Annotated in this window: 11 protein-coding genes and 1 pseudogene; 7 read left to right on the top strand and 5 right to left on the bottom strand. The window is 43.8% G+C overall.

Features of this window, described 5'->3' with window-relative positions:
- The first annotated feature begins 995 nt into the window (after nt 1-995).
- The 3 genes from DBZ36_RS03080 (at nt 996) to DBZ36_RS03090 (ending at nt 4126) form a co-directional block, all read left to right on the top strand.
- Entirely contained in the window at nt 996-1979 is a 984-nt protein-coding gene (locus tag DBZ36_RS03080; protein WP_120353472.1) for a TRAP transporter substrate-binding protein, read from the top strand.
- A 288-nt stretch (nt 1980-2267) separates the two neighbouring features.
- Nucleotides 2268-3557: a TRAP transporter large permease gene (locus DBZ36_RS03085; RefSeq protein WP_120353473.1), complete on the top strand. Its 1290-nt coding sequence runs from the start codon at nt 2268-2270 to the stop codon at nt 3555-3557.
- Entirely contained in the window at nt 3557-4126 is a 570-nt protein-coding gene (locus DBZ36_RS03090; RefSeq protein WP_158589018.1) for a TRAP transporter small permease, read from the top strand. The genes DBZ36_RS03085 and DBZ36_RS03090 overlap by 1 nt, the downstream gene beginning before the upstream one ends.
- Nucleotides 4127-4185: 59 nt before the next feature.
- Here the strand turns inward: DBZ36_RS03090 and DBZ36_RS03095 are convergent.
- Nucleotides 4186-4311 (bottom strand): annotated as a pseudogene (locus tag DBZ36_RS03095) (transposase); the annotation flags it as partial.
- 88 nt (nt 4312-4399) lie between these two features.
- Entirely contained in the window at nt 4400-5659 is a 1260-nt protein-coding gene (locus DBZ36_RS03100) for an adenylosuccinate synthase (RefSeq protein ID WP_120353475.1), read from the bottom strand.
- A gap of 141 nt (nt 5660-5800) precedes the next feature.
- Between DBZ36_RS03100 and DBZ36_RS03105 the strand changes: the two genes are divergently transcribed.
- The gene (locus DBZ36_RS03105) at nt 5801-6679 is read left to right on the top strand and encodes a LysR family transcriptional regulator (RefSeq protein ID WP_120354447.1); all 879 of its coding nucleotides are present in this window, start codon (nt 5801-5803) and stop codon (nt 6677-6679) included.
- Nucleotides 6680-7764: 1085 nt separating this feature from the next.
- On the opposite strand, the gene DBZ36_RS03110 is transcribed toward DBZ36_RS03105, so the two are convergent.
- Both DBZ36_RS03110 and DBZ36_RS03115 read right to left on the bottom strand, forming a co-directional pair.
- The gene (locus DBZ36_RS03110; protein ID WP_120354448.1) at nt 7765-8103 is read right to left on the bottom strand and encodes a cytosolic protein; all 339 of its coding nucleotides are present in this window, start codon (nt 8101-8103) and stop codon (nt 7765-7767) included.
- A 247-nt stretch (nt 8104-8350) separates the two neighbouring features.
- Nucleotides 8351-8977, bottom strand: a complete 627-nt coding sequence (locus DBZ36_RS03115) for a hypothetical protein (RefSeq protein WP_147394990.1) — start codon at nt 8975-8977, stop codon at nt 8351-8353.
- Between the two features lie 495 nt (nt 8978-9472).
- On the opposite strand from DBZ36_RS03115, the gene DBZ36_RS03120 reads away from it, so the two are divergent.
- Both DBZ36_RS03120 and DBZ36_RS03130 read left to right on the top strand, forming a co-directional pair.
- Nucleotides 9473-9772, top strand: coding sequence for a hypothetical protein (locus DBZ36_RS03120; protein ID WP_120353477.1), 300 nt, complete (start codon nt 9473-9475; stop codon nt 9770-9772).
- Nucleotides 9773-10494: 722 nt separating this feature from the next.
- Nucleotides 10495-10686: a hypothetical protein gene (locus DBZ36_RS03130; RefSeq protein ID WP_120353479.1), complete on the top strand. Its 192-nt coding sequence runs from the start codon at nt 10495-10497 to the stop codon at nt 10684-10686.
- 16 nt (nt 10687-10702) lie between these two features.
- Here DBZ36_RS03130 and putA read toward each other — a convergent pair whose 3' ends face one another.
- A complete protein-coding gene (gene putA, locus DBZ36_RS03135; protein ID WP_120353480.1) occupies nt 10703-13864 on the bottom strand; it encodes a bifunctional proline dehydrogenase/L-glutamate gamma-semialdehyde dehydrogenase PutA in 3162 nt (1053 codons plus the stop codon).
- Nucleotides 13865-14237: 373 nt separating this feature from the next.
- Between putA and DBZ36_RS03140 the strand changes: the two genes are divergently transcribed.
- Entirely contained in the window at nt 14238-15212 is a 975-nt protein-coding gene (locus tag DBZ36_RS03140) for an NAD(P)-dependent alcohol dehydrogenase (protein ID WP_120353481.1), read from the top strand.
- Nucleotides 15213-15546: the final 334 nt, after the last annotated feature.

Genomic DNA, 15546 nt, shown 5'->3' on the forward strand with positions numbered 1-15546 from the left:
GAGGTGGTGTTGCATCAACTTATTATGGCTGTCTTGTTAATACACTTTGATGGCTGTCTTGTTAATACACCGTCTGTGATTTAGCAAAGCAGCTAAATTCACGGGGAATAACAATTTCATTGTATAAATCTAAGGTAACCAGAGTCGAAAAGGGCGATTGTGTTAGAGGTGGTGTTGTATCAACTTATTATGGCTGTCTTGTTAATACCTGTTAATACACTCCAGCAACTCATTATGGCTGTCTTGTTAATACATGTGATTTAGCAAAGCAGCTAAATTCACGGGGAATAACAATTTCATTGTATAAATCTAAGGTAACCAGAGTCGAAAAGGGTGATTGTGTTAGAGGTGGTGTTGCATCAACTTATTATGGGTGTCTTGTTAATATTATGGCTGTCTTGTTAATACATTAATACTTTCACCAAATCCTACATCAAGACCCACACGAGGTTGAGAACTATGCTCAGCTTACGCCAGTATCATCATATTGATGTTTAATTCATCGATATTTTCAGCTCAAATCCCGTGTATTTCAATGAAAAAACTTTTTAAGGTTTTGTATGATATTTGATCCATAAATGAGATCTAGAGCGAATATCTGCTGTTTGTTTGTTGTTATAGTATTGTAATGCAAATCGGTTATGTCACTAATAACTATGCATATTATATATGTTGTGCTTAGTCGGGCGCGAGTTATAGTCGTGTCTTTAGACATGCTTTTTTGTAGAGGGTTGTCAGAAAAGGAACTAATTGACATCTATCGTAATCGGATTTGTTGACCTTAAATATACGTTTACAAATTTCTTCGATTTAACTTAGTGTCAATTGTATGTTTCTGAAGTTGTAGCTGAACATCACCACATTGCTTACAAGGAACATCGTTAAAAGTACGTACGATAAATTTCCTTTGAAATAACGGATATTCATAGAGAGTGCTTTGCTTATTGCAACACTCAAACTCAAGTTACAAACTTGTAATCTAGTAGGAGTTAACAATGCGTTCTAGTTTTAAAACAGGCCTAGCTACGGCACTTTGTTTGGCGTGGGCATCAACTGCTTCCGCCACTGTTGAATTTAAGCTTGGTCACTTTGGTGCAGAAAATCACCCTTCACACATCGCAGCTATGCAGTTTGCTGAACAAGTTGAAGCGCGAACAAAAGGCGAAGTTGAAGTTGAGTTATATCCTAACAATGCTCTTGGTAGTCCACCAGAAGTACTTGAACAAGTAATCATGGGCGTTATCGACATGAGTCTTTCTGGTCAAGACCAACTGGCTAAACACGTACCTTTATTTGACACAGTAAGTATTCCTTTTTCGCTTAGTAATGCCGAACACGCTGATCGCGTTCTAGATGGACCTTTTAAAGAATGGGCCGCACCTGAACTTGAAAAAGTCGGTTTGGTCTACCTATCGAGTTGGGATTGGGGATTTCGTCAGTTAACAAACTCGGTTCGCCCAATTTTGACTCCTGCAGATGTTAAAGGTTTAAAAATACGTACTCCACCGGCGATGACCTATCAAGCCGCAATGCAAGCGATTGGTGCGAATGTACAGACCATTTCATTTAGCGAGCTGGTTATGGCGATGCGTCAAGGTGTTGTAGATGGCCAAGAAAACCCAATTGGTGTGATTTACAGCTTAAACCTTTATGAATCTCAAAAATATATCTCAATTATTAACTACTTATATAGCTCAATGGTTCATGTAGTTTCAACCGATGCATGGGGCCAGTTAAACGAAGAGCAACAACAAATTGTTCGTGAAGAGTCTGACTCGGCTCGTTTACTTATGCGTAAGTTAATGCGAGAGGAAGAATTGGCGCAAATCGAAGATATGCGTGCCAAAGGAATCGTCATAGATGAACCGGAGCTTGCTCCTTTCCAAGATATGATGGGCCCAGCTTACGAGCAAATTAAGAAAAGAGTGGGTGAGGAAAACTTTGATAAATGGATAGCAATGACTAAAGCGGCTATGTAGCACAGTGCATTAGAAGTTGTATTAAAATTGATTTCGCCCGGAAGGGCGGAATCTTTGTTTTTATTAATGGATTAAGTGACGAAATCTGAATTTGCGGTCTAAGTTTCGTTGGCATTAGTTGAGCTAAAGGCTTTCGTTGCGCTCACTACTTACTGATGTAAGTGAGCGTCAGAAGTGGCTAGAGACAGCTTTTTACGAATGCTCTTAGCACAGCGAATGATGTCGTTAACTCGCAGCGCTGATCATCTAGCTCTAATTCATTTGCCTTAACATTGGGTAATACATTGTATGTTGACCTTAGCTATATTCGGCGTTTTAATTTTCCTGCTTTTAATTAATGTCCCTGTTGTGGTTGCCATTGGCTTAACCTCAGTCGTGTTTTTTGTCGGTCTAGGTGATGCACGCCTTTTAGCCATGTTGCCCCATCGTATGTATTACGGTACAACTGGATTTACCTTGCTCGCCATACCTTTCTTTATTTTGGCTGGTAATTTAATGAACACGGGGGGAATCACCGACCGTATTTTCCGCTTTGCCCAATCGATGGTTGGTCATGTCGCTGGTGGTATTGGCCAGGTCAATATTGTTGCCAGTGTCATTTTTTCAGGTATGTCAGGTTCGGCAGTTGCAGATGCAGCGGGTCTAGGTCAGATCGAACATAAAGCCATGGTTGATCAAGGTTATGATCCAGCTGACTCAGCCACGCTTGTTGCCGCTTCTTCGGTGATTGGACCTGTTATTCCACCGAGTATCCCCTTTGTTCTTTACGGCTCAATAACCAGTGTGTCAGTGGCTCGCTTATTTTTGGCCGGGTTTATACCAGGCATTATGATGGCATTGGGCATGATGATCGCCTTAAGTATTTTGGCGAAGCGGCGCAACTATCCACGTGCTGAACATAAAGCATCAGTTAGAGAGCGATTTTCCGCTTTCAATGGTGCCTTTTGGCCTCTCATGGCTCCGGTCATTATTGTTGGCGGCATCATGAGCGGTTATTTCACACCAACCGAGGCGTCGGTTGTGGTTTGTGTTTATGCTGCAGCGCTTGGCTTTTATTACAAAGATTTGAAGCTAAAACAAATACCTAGCATTATTTATAAATCAATCGCCCAATCAGTTAGCTTGCTGTTCATTATCTCTTCCGCCAACTTTTTTGGATGGTTGATTATTCACCAGAAAATCCCAGATAGTGTGATTGAAACCTTAGTTGGATTTGGTGCAACTCAGTCCATTGTAATGTGGATCGTGATCGGAATCGTATTAACCATGGGCTTATTTCTAGAAGGAAATGCCATTTTCCTTATCACTCTGCCTTTGTTTATGCCAATTGCGACAATGTTTGACATAGATTTAGTTAACTTTGGGGTCGTAATGGTATTGCTCATTATGATAGGAAATCTGACGCCACCGGTCGGCATGTGTTTGTTTGCCGTAGATAGTTTTGCCAAAGTGGGGATGCCCGCTTTAGCCAAAAGAGTATGGCCCTATTTGTTAATGATTCTACTCATCACGCTATTGATCGCCTTTGTGCCAAGTATTTCGCTGTTCCTACCCAATCTCATCATGGGAGAAATGTAATGATTGCTTTGCTTAAAACTATCGATGTTTGGGTTCAAAGAATTTTACGATACATTGCGATGACCATGTTTTCGGCACTGGCAATTCTGCTGATTGCCAATATTTCGTTACGCCTTATTAATGACCTAATCCAGTTTTTAAATGGACAAGGTTTGGAGGGGGTCGCTACCGCAATCCAAAGTGTTGTTACCATAAATTCTTTTTACTGGTTCGATGAAGTGATTGAGCTCTGTTTTGCTGCTCTGGTTTTTTATGGCGCCGCCGGGCTATGGTGTTCAAAGCAGCACTTTTCTGTGGGTGACTGGATAAGTCCGCGCATAAAAAATGAGAATTTAAAACAGTTTTATAAATTGGTGATCGTGCTTATATCTGCGATATTTATGGCTATCCTTTTTTGGTATTCGTTAAAATTGACACTTAAAACGAATCAGGTCACAACCGCATTTCAAATAAAACAATGGATCCTCTATTCGTGCGTGCCAATATCCTCGCTGATCATGCTAATTTACTCGATAGTAGACATCATTGTAGAGAGCAAGAAATTTTTCCAAGAACCGGTTCAACCATAAAAGACTTAGCTGCGGGGCGGGTGATCTGCAGCTAGTTTGGGCTCCCTTGGAATATCTGGCCGGTAAAGGGACTTCGCCGGTATTCCCAAGCGCTCAGCGACTTCATGAACTGAATAGCCGCGCTCAGTGACCTGTTTTACTGCTTCAGTTTTAAACCCTTGGGTATAAGGTTTGCCTTTGTTTATAAACACCTCTCGTTGAAGTATTAAGAAGAAAAAAATCTACGCGAGTGAGAGCGTAGATTTTTATTGAGCAACTCGTGAAATCAAACCGTTATTTGCGAACGATCATTTGCTCTCGTTCTGGCCCAACCGAAACCATGACGATAGGCACGCCCATTAATGCTTCAATGCGATTCACATAATCCTGTGTGCTTTGAGGAAGACTCTCGAATGTACGACAAGTTGTGATGTCTTCATCCCAACCCTGCATTTTTTCGTAAACAGCTTGCAGCTCCGCTGTTTGGGGCCAAATTGGATTCTCGCTGTGCTCTCCTTGGTAAGCAACACAGATCCTAAGGTCCTTCATACCGCTTAAACAGTCAATTTTAGTCAGTGCAATTTCGGTTGCAGCTTGCAGCTCAATCCCATTTCGAGTTGCTACAGCATCAAAGTACCCCATATCTCGTGGCCGGCCTGTAACTGCTCCATACTCATTCGAACTTTCTCGGAAGTTGTCTTGATCTTCCATTGCGGTCACTAAGGTTCCGGTACCCACGGACGAGCTAAATGATTTAGCGACTGCAATAACACGTTCAGGCCTCAATGCGGGTAAACCGCTGCCAATACCGGCATATGCAGCCGTAACATTTGATGAGGTTGTCCAGGGGTACTCGCCATAAACTAGGTCGCGACCAGCGCCTAATTGTGCTTCAAATAGTAGCGTAGCGTTGCTTGCTTGCAGCGCTTTAAGGGGCTCTGTGACATTGCAAATGAATGGGCGCCAAGACTGCGTAATGTCTAGTAACCATGCTGTAAGTTCTGCAGCACTTTGCGTGTAATCACAATCAGGGTATAAGGCTTTTAACTGAGGCATTTTCCAATCGAGCATAAATTGGATTCGCTGCTCGAGTACGTCAGGCTGATTTAACCAACCGACTAAAATTCCTTTCTTCATGACACGATCGCCGTAGGCCGGTGCAATACCTTGACGAGTAGAACCGTAGGCTGCATCACCGAGCCTTTGCTCTTCCAATGTATCTTCAAGTGCATGCAGAGGTAGGCACAAGGTAGCACGATCGGAGATACACAAATTCACATCCACTCCGCTTGCCTTTACGCCTTCGATCTCTTCGGTAAGTGCCGCCGGGCTAATCACCATTCCAGGACCCAGTACAGCAATACAATCCGGATTGAAAATGCCGCTTGGTAGTTGGTGCAGTTTGAACGTACCGAAGTCGTTAACAACGGTATGACCCGCATTATTGCCACCTTGAAAACGAATACTGGCAGAAGCGTCTGAAGCTAAAAAGTCAACAATACGGCCTTTACCTTCATCCCCCCAATTGGCACCCACAACCACAATAGACGACATAATATTTCTCCAAATTGATGAAGGCATCATCCTAGAACTGTCGACCTAATAAGAGAAATTAATTATAGTAATCATCTTGATAAGAATTTCATATACATGTGGTTCGAACCGATTTACTTGGCTCACAGTAAAGGTGAAACGATGCTAGATATTCATTGGCTCAAAACTTTTGTTACGTTGGCACACTACAAACATTTTGGAAAAGCCGCAATCGCCTTGCATATGACACAGCCCAATGTCAGTTTGCACCTTAAACAATTAGAGCAGGCTACCGGCGTTAAGCTCATTGAGCGAAGCCCATTCCACTTAAATCAAGCGGGTGAACGCTTACTTGAGAGTTGCCAGAGAACGCTTCAAGAATTACAGGTTTGCCAAGCGGATCTTAATGCTCTAAATGACTTGGATAAAGGCACGATTACTATCGCGGCCAGCGACATTATTTCTCGTATGTTACTTATTGAGGCATTTAAGCTGTTTAAAGTACAGTACCCAGGCATTGATATTGTGCTATTAAACACGACCTCATCACAAGCGTCTGAACTGGTTAGAAATGCTGAGGCTGACCTAGGCTTTGTCATCTCCCAAAACCAGACGCAACCCTTACATTTTGTCGAACTAGAACAGGTAAAGTGGGTTGCTATAGGTACCGGGATTGAGCTAGACGATGATGAAGATAAAGAGTTAACCCTAATCTTGCTGGGGCATGACACCCGTACTAGAGATCTCATTGATACCGCGTTGCCTATGCTCAATCTCTCAAATTATAGAGTGATGGAGGTGGGGAGTGTCGATGCTCAAATTGATTGGGCTGAAGCAGGTTTTGGGGTGGCGATTGTTCCCGAGTTTGCACTTTCACCAAGGCGTCATCTCTCGTCAAAGGTCACACCTTTACTTGATTTTCCTACGACCGATTTGGGTTACATTGTTCGGCAAAACCAGATTTTATCCAAAGCAACCAAGCAGCTTCTGCATTGGGTGAACCAAAGGATATCCTTACTACAAGAAAACGGATACCGATAATAGAACTGTAGCGGCGTACTACCGACTTTGATCAGCAGATTTGAGTTAACTTGTGTTATTTTGGTTTATCAAATGTCCAAGTAGATAGATTCGCTCAGTGCCTTTTGAAATGGAAATAACTAGAACGGAATAGATAGTTCAGCGCTATCTCATGTTTGCCCATTATTCTGTGATTAAAAAACAGGTATGAATAACAATTTCCAATGTGAAATATGCGAGCCTACAAGAGGGACCCTTGTTCAACTTATTCCCGTTTTATCGCCTATAATCGTCGCAGAAATCTGCTACATTTTTTATGGTTTTTTACTTAAGAAATCGCCATTTTCTCACCACTGTTTTTAACTGATGTCAAGAAATATCGTGACAAACTAACGTTATTGTGCGATATTAATCACACTTAAATCAATTGAGATTCTAGCCACAAACACACATCAGGATGATAAAAATATGACTCGCTACAAAAATCTGCAATACAACCTTACTGACTACAACAAACAAGCAAAACAGAGCCCACTGACGAAAAATGTTAGAGAGTGCATCTTAGCTTCAGCATACGTTTCCGCCTTCGCAGGCACCGTTGTTCTGTTGATGTCTTAGCTTTTTAGATTCTTAGATTTCGTTTAAATTCAAAGCCTTTAATTGAATAAACAACGTGATTGAATCAAATTAGTGCTAGTCCTGTCCCGGTAACAGGGACGACTAACTTAATCAAATAGAATATGAATTCTCTGCGGCATGCTCAGTACGAGTGATTCGGAAATCTAACTAACCCTATGCCTTGTTTCAAATATCTTCAACAGACTAACCACATCTGAACGGCCTTCAATTTGATCGGTTGTTAAAGTTGCCCAACACTCTTTCCAAGTTGCACACTGTGTATTACTCCTGCGTCAACTGCTTGGAATAACAGACTTTATTGAAATTCAATTTCGAGCTTTGTCCGTACATGCATTCGGAAGATAGTTGGTAGAGATCTGAGCGCTATGCTGCCAGATGTATATTAGAAAATAACAAAAATAACCAGACACCCACGATAGTGCTAGCAAGGGATACCAATTCGCCGATTGCAAGTTACTGAATAATCTTCAGCCCATTTGGGTAATAAAGGTTTGATCGTCATCCACAAACGCCACAAATCCGCCGTTATAGATAAACACCCGCCCGCGCCCCTCCACTAAGCAGGCAAGCTGTGGGTTCAAATCTTCTTCGGTGTATTGGCTTTGAAAAGTTCCGGTATCAGTGATTTCGCCGCTGAGTGTCGGCAAAAGTCCATAAGTGCGCTTGGCTTGATCAATCAGGTTTAATTCGCTGTCGGTAGAGAAGCAAGAGGGGATCGCACCAGCGTCTTCGATAAACATAGTTTTCAGTTCTTCAAAAGCTGTAATCACAAGCCAGTCGATGCCGTTAACATGATGGATAAACATAGAGTTTCTCGGTAATTCTGATGCGGAAATTTTACCACGAGCAGGAGCAAAACGTAGTAGGTATTTAGTTGCTAAAGGCGGTAATTCTGTGCCATCTCCGGACATTCGCTAGGCCGACTTGAAATACGTTTTTGCCCCAAAAAATTTTACGCTTTCTAACGAGCAACGCAATCACCCATGTCTCTTTGCATACCAAAACTAATGGTTTTATTAAGTGTTTCTGCATTGCTTTCAAAAGGAACACTTATTAACTTATTATGGGTGTCTTGTTATCCTTAAGCTCGTCTGGGCTAAACAAGTACTTAACTTGGTTCTGTAAGTTAACCAGAGTATGCAGTGCTCCAGAAGACGTTTTCGGTGAGTTCGCTAATCCGACAGTTTTTCTCAAATGAACATAGTTTTCCCAAATGAGTTGATGTTCTTCACTAAATACATGAGGGGCATTGCGACCAAACATGTAAAATGGGATCTCAGTGGTTCGCATTGTTAACTGGCCTTCATACTTTGGATTAACTTTAGACTCGCAGAAGTACTTATACTTCTCTTCCCAAGAATATATGGCGTTAAAGCCTTGGCACCAAGATGTCTCAAATGCGTTCATAAACCCTAGTGAGTAGATAGCCATATCTGGGTGTGTAGGTTCGTCGTAGACAACCTTGGCATCAACGACTTTAACGCAATCGTCGATCAGCTTTTGATTGCGCTTAAGGAAGTTCTGTCTAGCAATAAAGGTTTCATCGTTAGACAACTCAACATTTGCCATCATTGGCGCGACTTTTGGAATGCCATTAAGTTTAATTTTAAATACAGGTTTAGCGCGAGGGTACCCTGCTTCTTCGCGTTGGTCTGCAGTCATCCCGAGAATCGTTTTCAAAGAACTTTCTGATAACTTAATATGGGTGTCTTGTTATCTTCAAGAAGTAGCACGAGTATGTTGATCTATAAAAACGAGCATAATCAACAACGCCTGCATGGCATGGGCGCGGCCAAACGACAACTAAACAGCGCTTAGCTTTTTCTAACTTCAGTCTACTCGAAACTCTAACTAGCTTGAGTCCACTTACTGTAGCTGAGATACAGCAAATGAGGCTAAATTCAGGAAGAGTGACGATTTCCTAGTCCAAATCAGAGGTCTTCATGGTCTAAGAGGACGATTGTTTTTGCGGTAGTGCTGTACTTACTTATCATGGGTGTCTTGTTATTTTATTATTTTATCGCCAGTCTCAGTCGGAGGAAAACCTTTGTCATTTTAGAGCCTTGAAGTCTTTATATTCTTTAGATTCATTACGGTCGTTGACTTCTTTAGGCTTGTGCGTGATAATGCCATAACATCGTAACTTTCGTTATTTAATAAGGAGAAAAAGAATAAATGGCTTACAAAACGTGGATATTCATCTCTGAAACTACTCAAACATTTTTCATGACTACACATGTGAATTTTGAAGGTATGACGATTAAGGCGATACAGCGTGATATTCTTACCTGGAACCGTCAAGAAGACCTTCAAAGTGAGCTTGATGCTCTTTCTGCAGCAAGTGACTTTAGGGTGGAATATGATGAAGTGAAAAACGTCGACGACCTTCACGATATCAAAGCGCGTTACGTTAAAAGTGGTTACGCCTGTCTTAATAGACGCATTGTACTTACAAAGAACAATAAATCGGTCTAGCAAACGCATTGCAATGAACGCCTGAACACCGGCATCGCACAACCTAAGTTAGAAAGTTAACCTCCAACTTTCGAGCTTAGGTTTTATTATGCTTATCTTTGTGTTGATACAGCTAAGAAAATTAGGACCGCACCCGCAGAAATCACAGGAATAATATTCAGAGCTTCAGACTGGCCCATTGAATGATTTCCTAGTTCCGATGTAATCGCCATAGCAAGGAAAAATATTCCAAATACAGACCCGTAGACTAATCCAGCTTTACTGAATAAATTGATGAATTTCATTAGTTTATCGTTCCAGATTTTAATTTTAGAGCATGATAACTTCTTTAAAAACATCATTGAAATTAGCACCTGTCGGTTTTTCGCATACGTTCACAATTCAATACAAACTACACAGCATAAAATAACAAGACACCCACAATAGTGGCACACTCGGGATGATGGTCTAGGCTTAAATGATTACTTAATCAATAAGAGTTCTGTGATGCTAAGGCCACTTAAAGAGCACGTGAGTTTATCGGATACGCCTTACTACCATTGTATTTCGCGCTGTGCGTCGAACGTATCATGGGTGTCTTGTGTCTTGTGTCTTGTGATTTGTGATTTGTGATTTTGGGATTACCAGACCTATGCGAATTCGTAATGGAATGTATTTTTATCTATCTACTCAAATTCAGTAGTATTCGGCAGGTCATTTGATTGTTAGGGGAACTGCTCAATATGAAATATTTAATAAGCTTTATTGTGGATACCGGTATCGTTATTGCACTTGCATTTGTTGGTTTTGAGATAGTGTTTTTCATTACCGGGCTTTGGTTTATAGCCTTGCTACCTGCAGTTAGTTCACTTTTTTGGTGGGTTAGGCGAGGTCGTTCTTACGCAAATCTTTTGCCATATCCAGCGACCAAGTAGTCAAAAAATTTTTCACTTAACCATCGCCTAAAGATAACAGGGTTGTGTTACCGCCAATGGCGGTGATGTTGTTGCTGATGGTCTTTTCGGTGATAAAGCGAGTGAGGTAGTGCGGACCACCTGCTTTGGGGCCGGTGCCCGATAGACCTTGCCCACCAAAAGGCTGCACCCCAACCACTGCTCCAATTTGGTTGCGGTTGATGTAGGCGTTGCCAACATTAACGCTATTGGCAATCTGAAGCGCTAAACTCTCGTTGCGGCTATGGATCCCCAAGGTGAGGCCAAAACCGGTGGCATTGATTTCATCGATGATCAATGGCAATCGATTGGCAGGGTAGGTGATGACATGCAGCACCGGTCCAAAATGCTCCTCTTTAAGCTGCGCAATGCTGTCAATTTTGACCGCTGTTGGGCTTACAAAATGTCCTTTAAGATCGCTTGGTATCATACTTTGGGCGATAAGCTCACCCTCTTTAGTTATCACATCAATATGCGTCTCTAACTTGGCTTTGGCGCTGCTATCTATCACGGGGCCAACATCAGTGCTCAGTAGTGATGGATCGCCGACTGACAGCTGCGCCATTGCGCCTTTGAGTAAGCTGAGCATACGCGGTGCCACGTCTTCTTGTATGTATAACACCCGCAGCGCTGAACAGCGTTGTCCGGCACTTTGAAAAGCGGAGTGAATCACATCGGTGATCACTTGCTCTGGCAGCGAGCTTGAATCAACCAGCATGGCGTTTTGCCCACCCGTTTCGGCTACCAAAGGCACGATTGCGCCGTCGCGAGCGGCGAGGGTGCGGTTAATTTGTTTCGCGGTTGCACTGGAGCCGGTAAAGCAAACGCCATTGATCCGTTCATCAGCACATAAAATGGGGCCAATCTGGCTGCCTATACCGGGCAATAGTTGCAACACATCACAAGGGATCCCAGCTTGATGCGCCAGCTGGGTGGCTCTAAATGCCACTAAGTTGGTTTGCTCTGCGGGTTTGGCTATAACGCAGTTTCCAGTGACTAAGGCGGCAGCAATTTGGCCTAAGAATATGGCTAATGGGAAATTCCAGGGGCTGATACATAAAAAGGTGCCGCGCCCCTGCGTATACAATAGATTAAGCTCGCCAGTGGGTCCGGGTAGGGTTGGATCGCTGGCCATCATAGTGCGAGCTTGCTGTGCGTAGTAGCGACAAAAATCAACTGCCTCGCGCACTTCATCAACGCCATCTGGTATGCTTTTTCCAGCCTCACGGGTACAAAGGCAGATCAGCTCGATTCGATTTAACTCTAGCAGATCGGCAAGCTTCTCCAGTGCTTGGGCACGCAGCTCAACATCGCTGGATCGCCAGGTCACAAAGGCTGCGGTGGCGCGAACCAATGCCTCTTCTATTTGCTTACTGTTGCTGTAAATAACGCTGCCCACAGCACTGCGATCAAAAGGGTTGGTGATCGCAACGGTTTTGTCACCGCTGCGTATTTCACCGCCAATCAGTGGCGCGGCATGCCATTGGGTTTGTGCAAAATGTACGGACTGAGCGAAGAAGGGCGCAGCTTCGCTGTGCAGATTAAAGTTGAGACCGCGCGAGTTGCGTCGGTCGTTAAAGATATGTTCGGGTGTGACAATTTTAGGATTGTTAAGGCTTGGGTATTGCTGCAACAGTGTCAAAGGATGGCTTACTAGGCTCTCTATTGGGGTGTTGGGGTCTAGCAATTTATGCACAAATGAGGTGTTCGCGCCGTTTTCTAGCAAACGGCGTACGAGGTAGGGCAGCAAGTTTTTGTGGGCACCGACCGGGGCGTAAATCCTTACCTTAAGCGCACTGTATTTTGTCAGTAAGGTGTCATAAAGCTCTTGCCCCATGCCATGGAGGCGCTGGAACTCAAAATCGCGATCCGCCGCCATCGCTAATATCGCGGCGCAGGTTTGGGCATTGTGGCTGGCAAACTGAGGGTAAATATTGCCACAAGTTGCGTCACTAAGCAGGTAGCGAGAACATGCCAGATAGCTAACATCTGTGCCGGCTTTACGGGTGAATACCGGATAAGCGCTGCTACCGTTTTGCTGACACCACTTTATTTCGCTGTCCCAGTATGCGCCTTTAACGAGGCGTACGGGGATTAGATCACCTTGCTCCGCGGCAAGGGTATTGATCCAAACCAGTACCGGTAGCGCTCGTTTGGAATAAGCTTGCACGACCAAGCCCAAATCGCCCCAGCCTTGGCAATCGCGGTGGCGGTAAATACGCTCAAAAAGCTCTAGCGACAGCTCTAAACGGTCGGCTTCTTCGGCGTCGATAGAAATGCCCACTTGCAATGCGCGTGCGTGGCGAACCAATTTAAGCACGGTATCGCGCAGCTCAACAAATACGCGGCTGCTATTGGCAAGCTCATAACGTGGATGTAGGGCTGATAGTTTGATTGAAATAGTAGGCGCGGGCGCTTGGCTAAGATTGATGTCTTGCGCACCTAGCGCACTAATAGCCTGGTAGTAGTCGTTAAAATAGTTGTCGGCATCGGCTTGCGTTAACGCCGCCTCGCCCAACATATCATAGCTGTGAGTGTATCCAACGCTACGATTGGCAGTACTGTGTTTGAGCGCCTCGCTAATGTCGCGGCCCAATACAAATTGCCCACCCATAAGCTTCATGGCTGCGTACATTGCTTGTCGAATGACGGGCTCGCCCATCTTGTTGATTAAGCGGCCCAGCATCGGTGCTGGCTTATCCTCGACAGTTTTGTCCAAGCTCACCAGTTTTCCGGTGAGCATCAAACCCCAGGTTGAGGCGTTTACCAGTAAGGAGTCGCTGCCTTTTAAGTGTTTGTTCCAGTCGGCACCCGAGAGTTTGTCTTCAATGAGAGCATCAGCGGTGGCTGCATCGGGAATGCGAAGTAGCGCCTCAGCCAAACACATTAAGATGATTCCCTCTTGGGTTTCGAGGCTGTACTGCTGCAAAAAGGCGTCAATACCAACACTGAGCCCTTTTTTGTCAACTTGGCGCACCTGCATCACTATCTGGTGGGCGTTCTGAGTTATTGCCTCGATATTGTCGCTGGGTACCAGCGCGATCAACTGCTCTAGGTAAGCCGCTTCATCGACACCATAATTGGCGCAGATCTGTTCAAAACACTCGTTTAGGGTAGCGCTGTGATTATTGGACTCAAGTACGCTGCTGGCTTTAAACATGGATTATCCTCAAATAATGGGCTGGCACGGATGCTCATTCATCTTATATTCAATATTGCCTTGATGAGGTAGTGAACTAACAAAATGTGAACCAGACCAGTTATCAGGATCGAGATTTTACTGATCTTGGGATTAAGCCGTCGACCGCGTCTTCGCTGGTTTTTTACCAGCAACTTATAAAGCGTCATGTTGATGTGAAAAATCGGTGATGTTCAACATACACTTCGCGTGATCCGGTCTACGATTGAATTAATTAAGCGTCAATGATTGATACGCTGACCGGGTTCGGACATTTCGTATTATTGAGTTGCTACATTGAAGCATTCTCACCGACGCCTCAGGTTTTAGGATGCAATACGAGTAGGAATAAGAAATGAAAGCAATTGTGTATGATCAATATGGTCCACCAAATGTTCTACGAGTGGCTGATGTACCTAAACCTGAGCCCAGCGACAGTCAAATTTTGGTAAAAATATATGCGCTGTCGATTAATTCCTGGGATTGGGACACCTTAACCGGCAAGCCTTTTGAGTATCGATTTGGCTCGGGTTTATTCAAGCCCAAAAGTTCCTTGATCCATGGCTGCGATATCGCTGGTGTGATTGAAGCGGTGGGCAAAAAAGTCATCCATTTTCAAGTCGGCGACGCGGTATTTGGTGACCTTGGTGAAGGTGGCTGGGGCGCTTTTGCCGAGTTTATTTGTGTCAGTGAGGATCAGCTCAGCATAAAGCCTGCGAGTATGAGCTTTGAGAAGGCTGCTTGTCTCGCCCATGGCGGTAATCTTGCGGTTCAGGGACTTGCCGATTGCGGGCAGATTAAGTCTGGACAAAAAGTACTGATTAATGGTGGAGGGGGCACTACTGGAACCCTTGCAATACAAATTGCTAAGTCCTTCGGCGCTGAGGTTACCGCTGTTGACCATCAGCTGAAGTTGGATTGCATGGTTGAGCTTGGCGCAGACCATGTGATGAATTTTACCAACCACGATTTTACCCAAAGCCCTACTAAGTACGACTTGATCTTTGATATGAAAACGAGTCGCAGACTGTCAAATTATCAATCGGTATTAACCGATAATGGCAACTATGTAACGGTTGGTGGAAAAACCTCTAAAATTCTCCCGATCGTTTTATTCGGAAAGCTTCGGCGTAAATGTAAAATGCATATGCTGGTGTACAAGCCCAATAAAAACAACAGCTATTTGCTTGAACTCTTTGAACAAAACCAACTGATCCCGGTCATTGACCGTTGTTTTTCTTTAGATCAATGCGTAGAAGCGTTTGCGTATTTTGGAAAAGGAGATTTTAAAGGTAATGTGGTGGTCACGGTGGCGGAACACGAGATCTAATCTAAATAGATTTTAACTAAAGCAGAGAAATAGGGCTTGTCGAGTCAATAGTTAAGGGGAACCACGTCGAGCTTTTCACTCTAATCCAGTGTGAGACTCGCTTTATGAATCACTATCATCTAAAGCCACACTGTTTTGCTTTGATCTTGGTTTTATATTACTCGCCGTTGTTACTGGCACAGCGTCTTTAGCTTGATCCCCAAGCTAGCTATAAAAATACCCAATGCACCCAAAGCCAGCCATGTCGACACGTGGAGCTTGCAGCCGACTTAGCCAATCCCGGTGATGAGATAGTACTTAAAGATGGTCAATACTAATTCGGTCATATTGGTTC

The sequence above is a fragment of the Alginatibacterium sediminis genome, assembly GCF_003610775.1.
GTDB lineage: Bacteria > Pseudomonadota > Gammaproteobacteria > Enterobacterales > Celerinatantimonadaceae > Alginatibacterium > Alginatibacterium sediminis.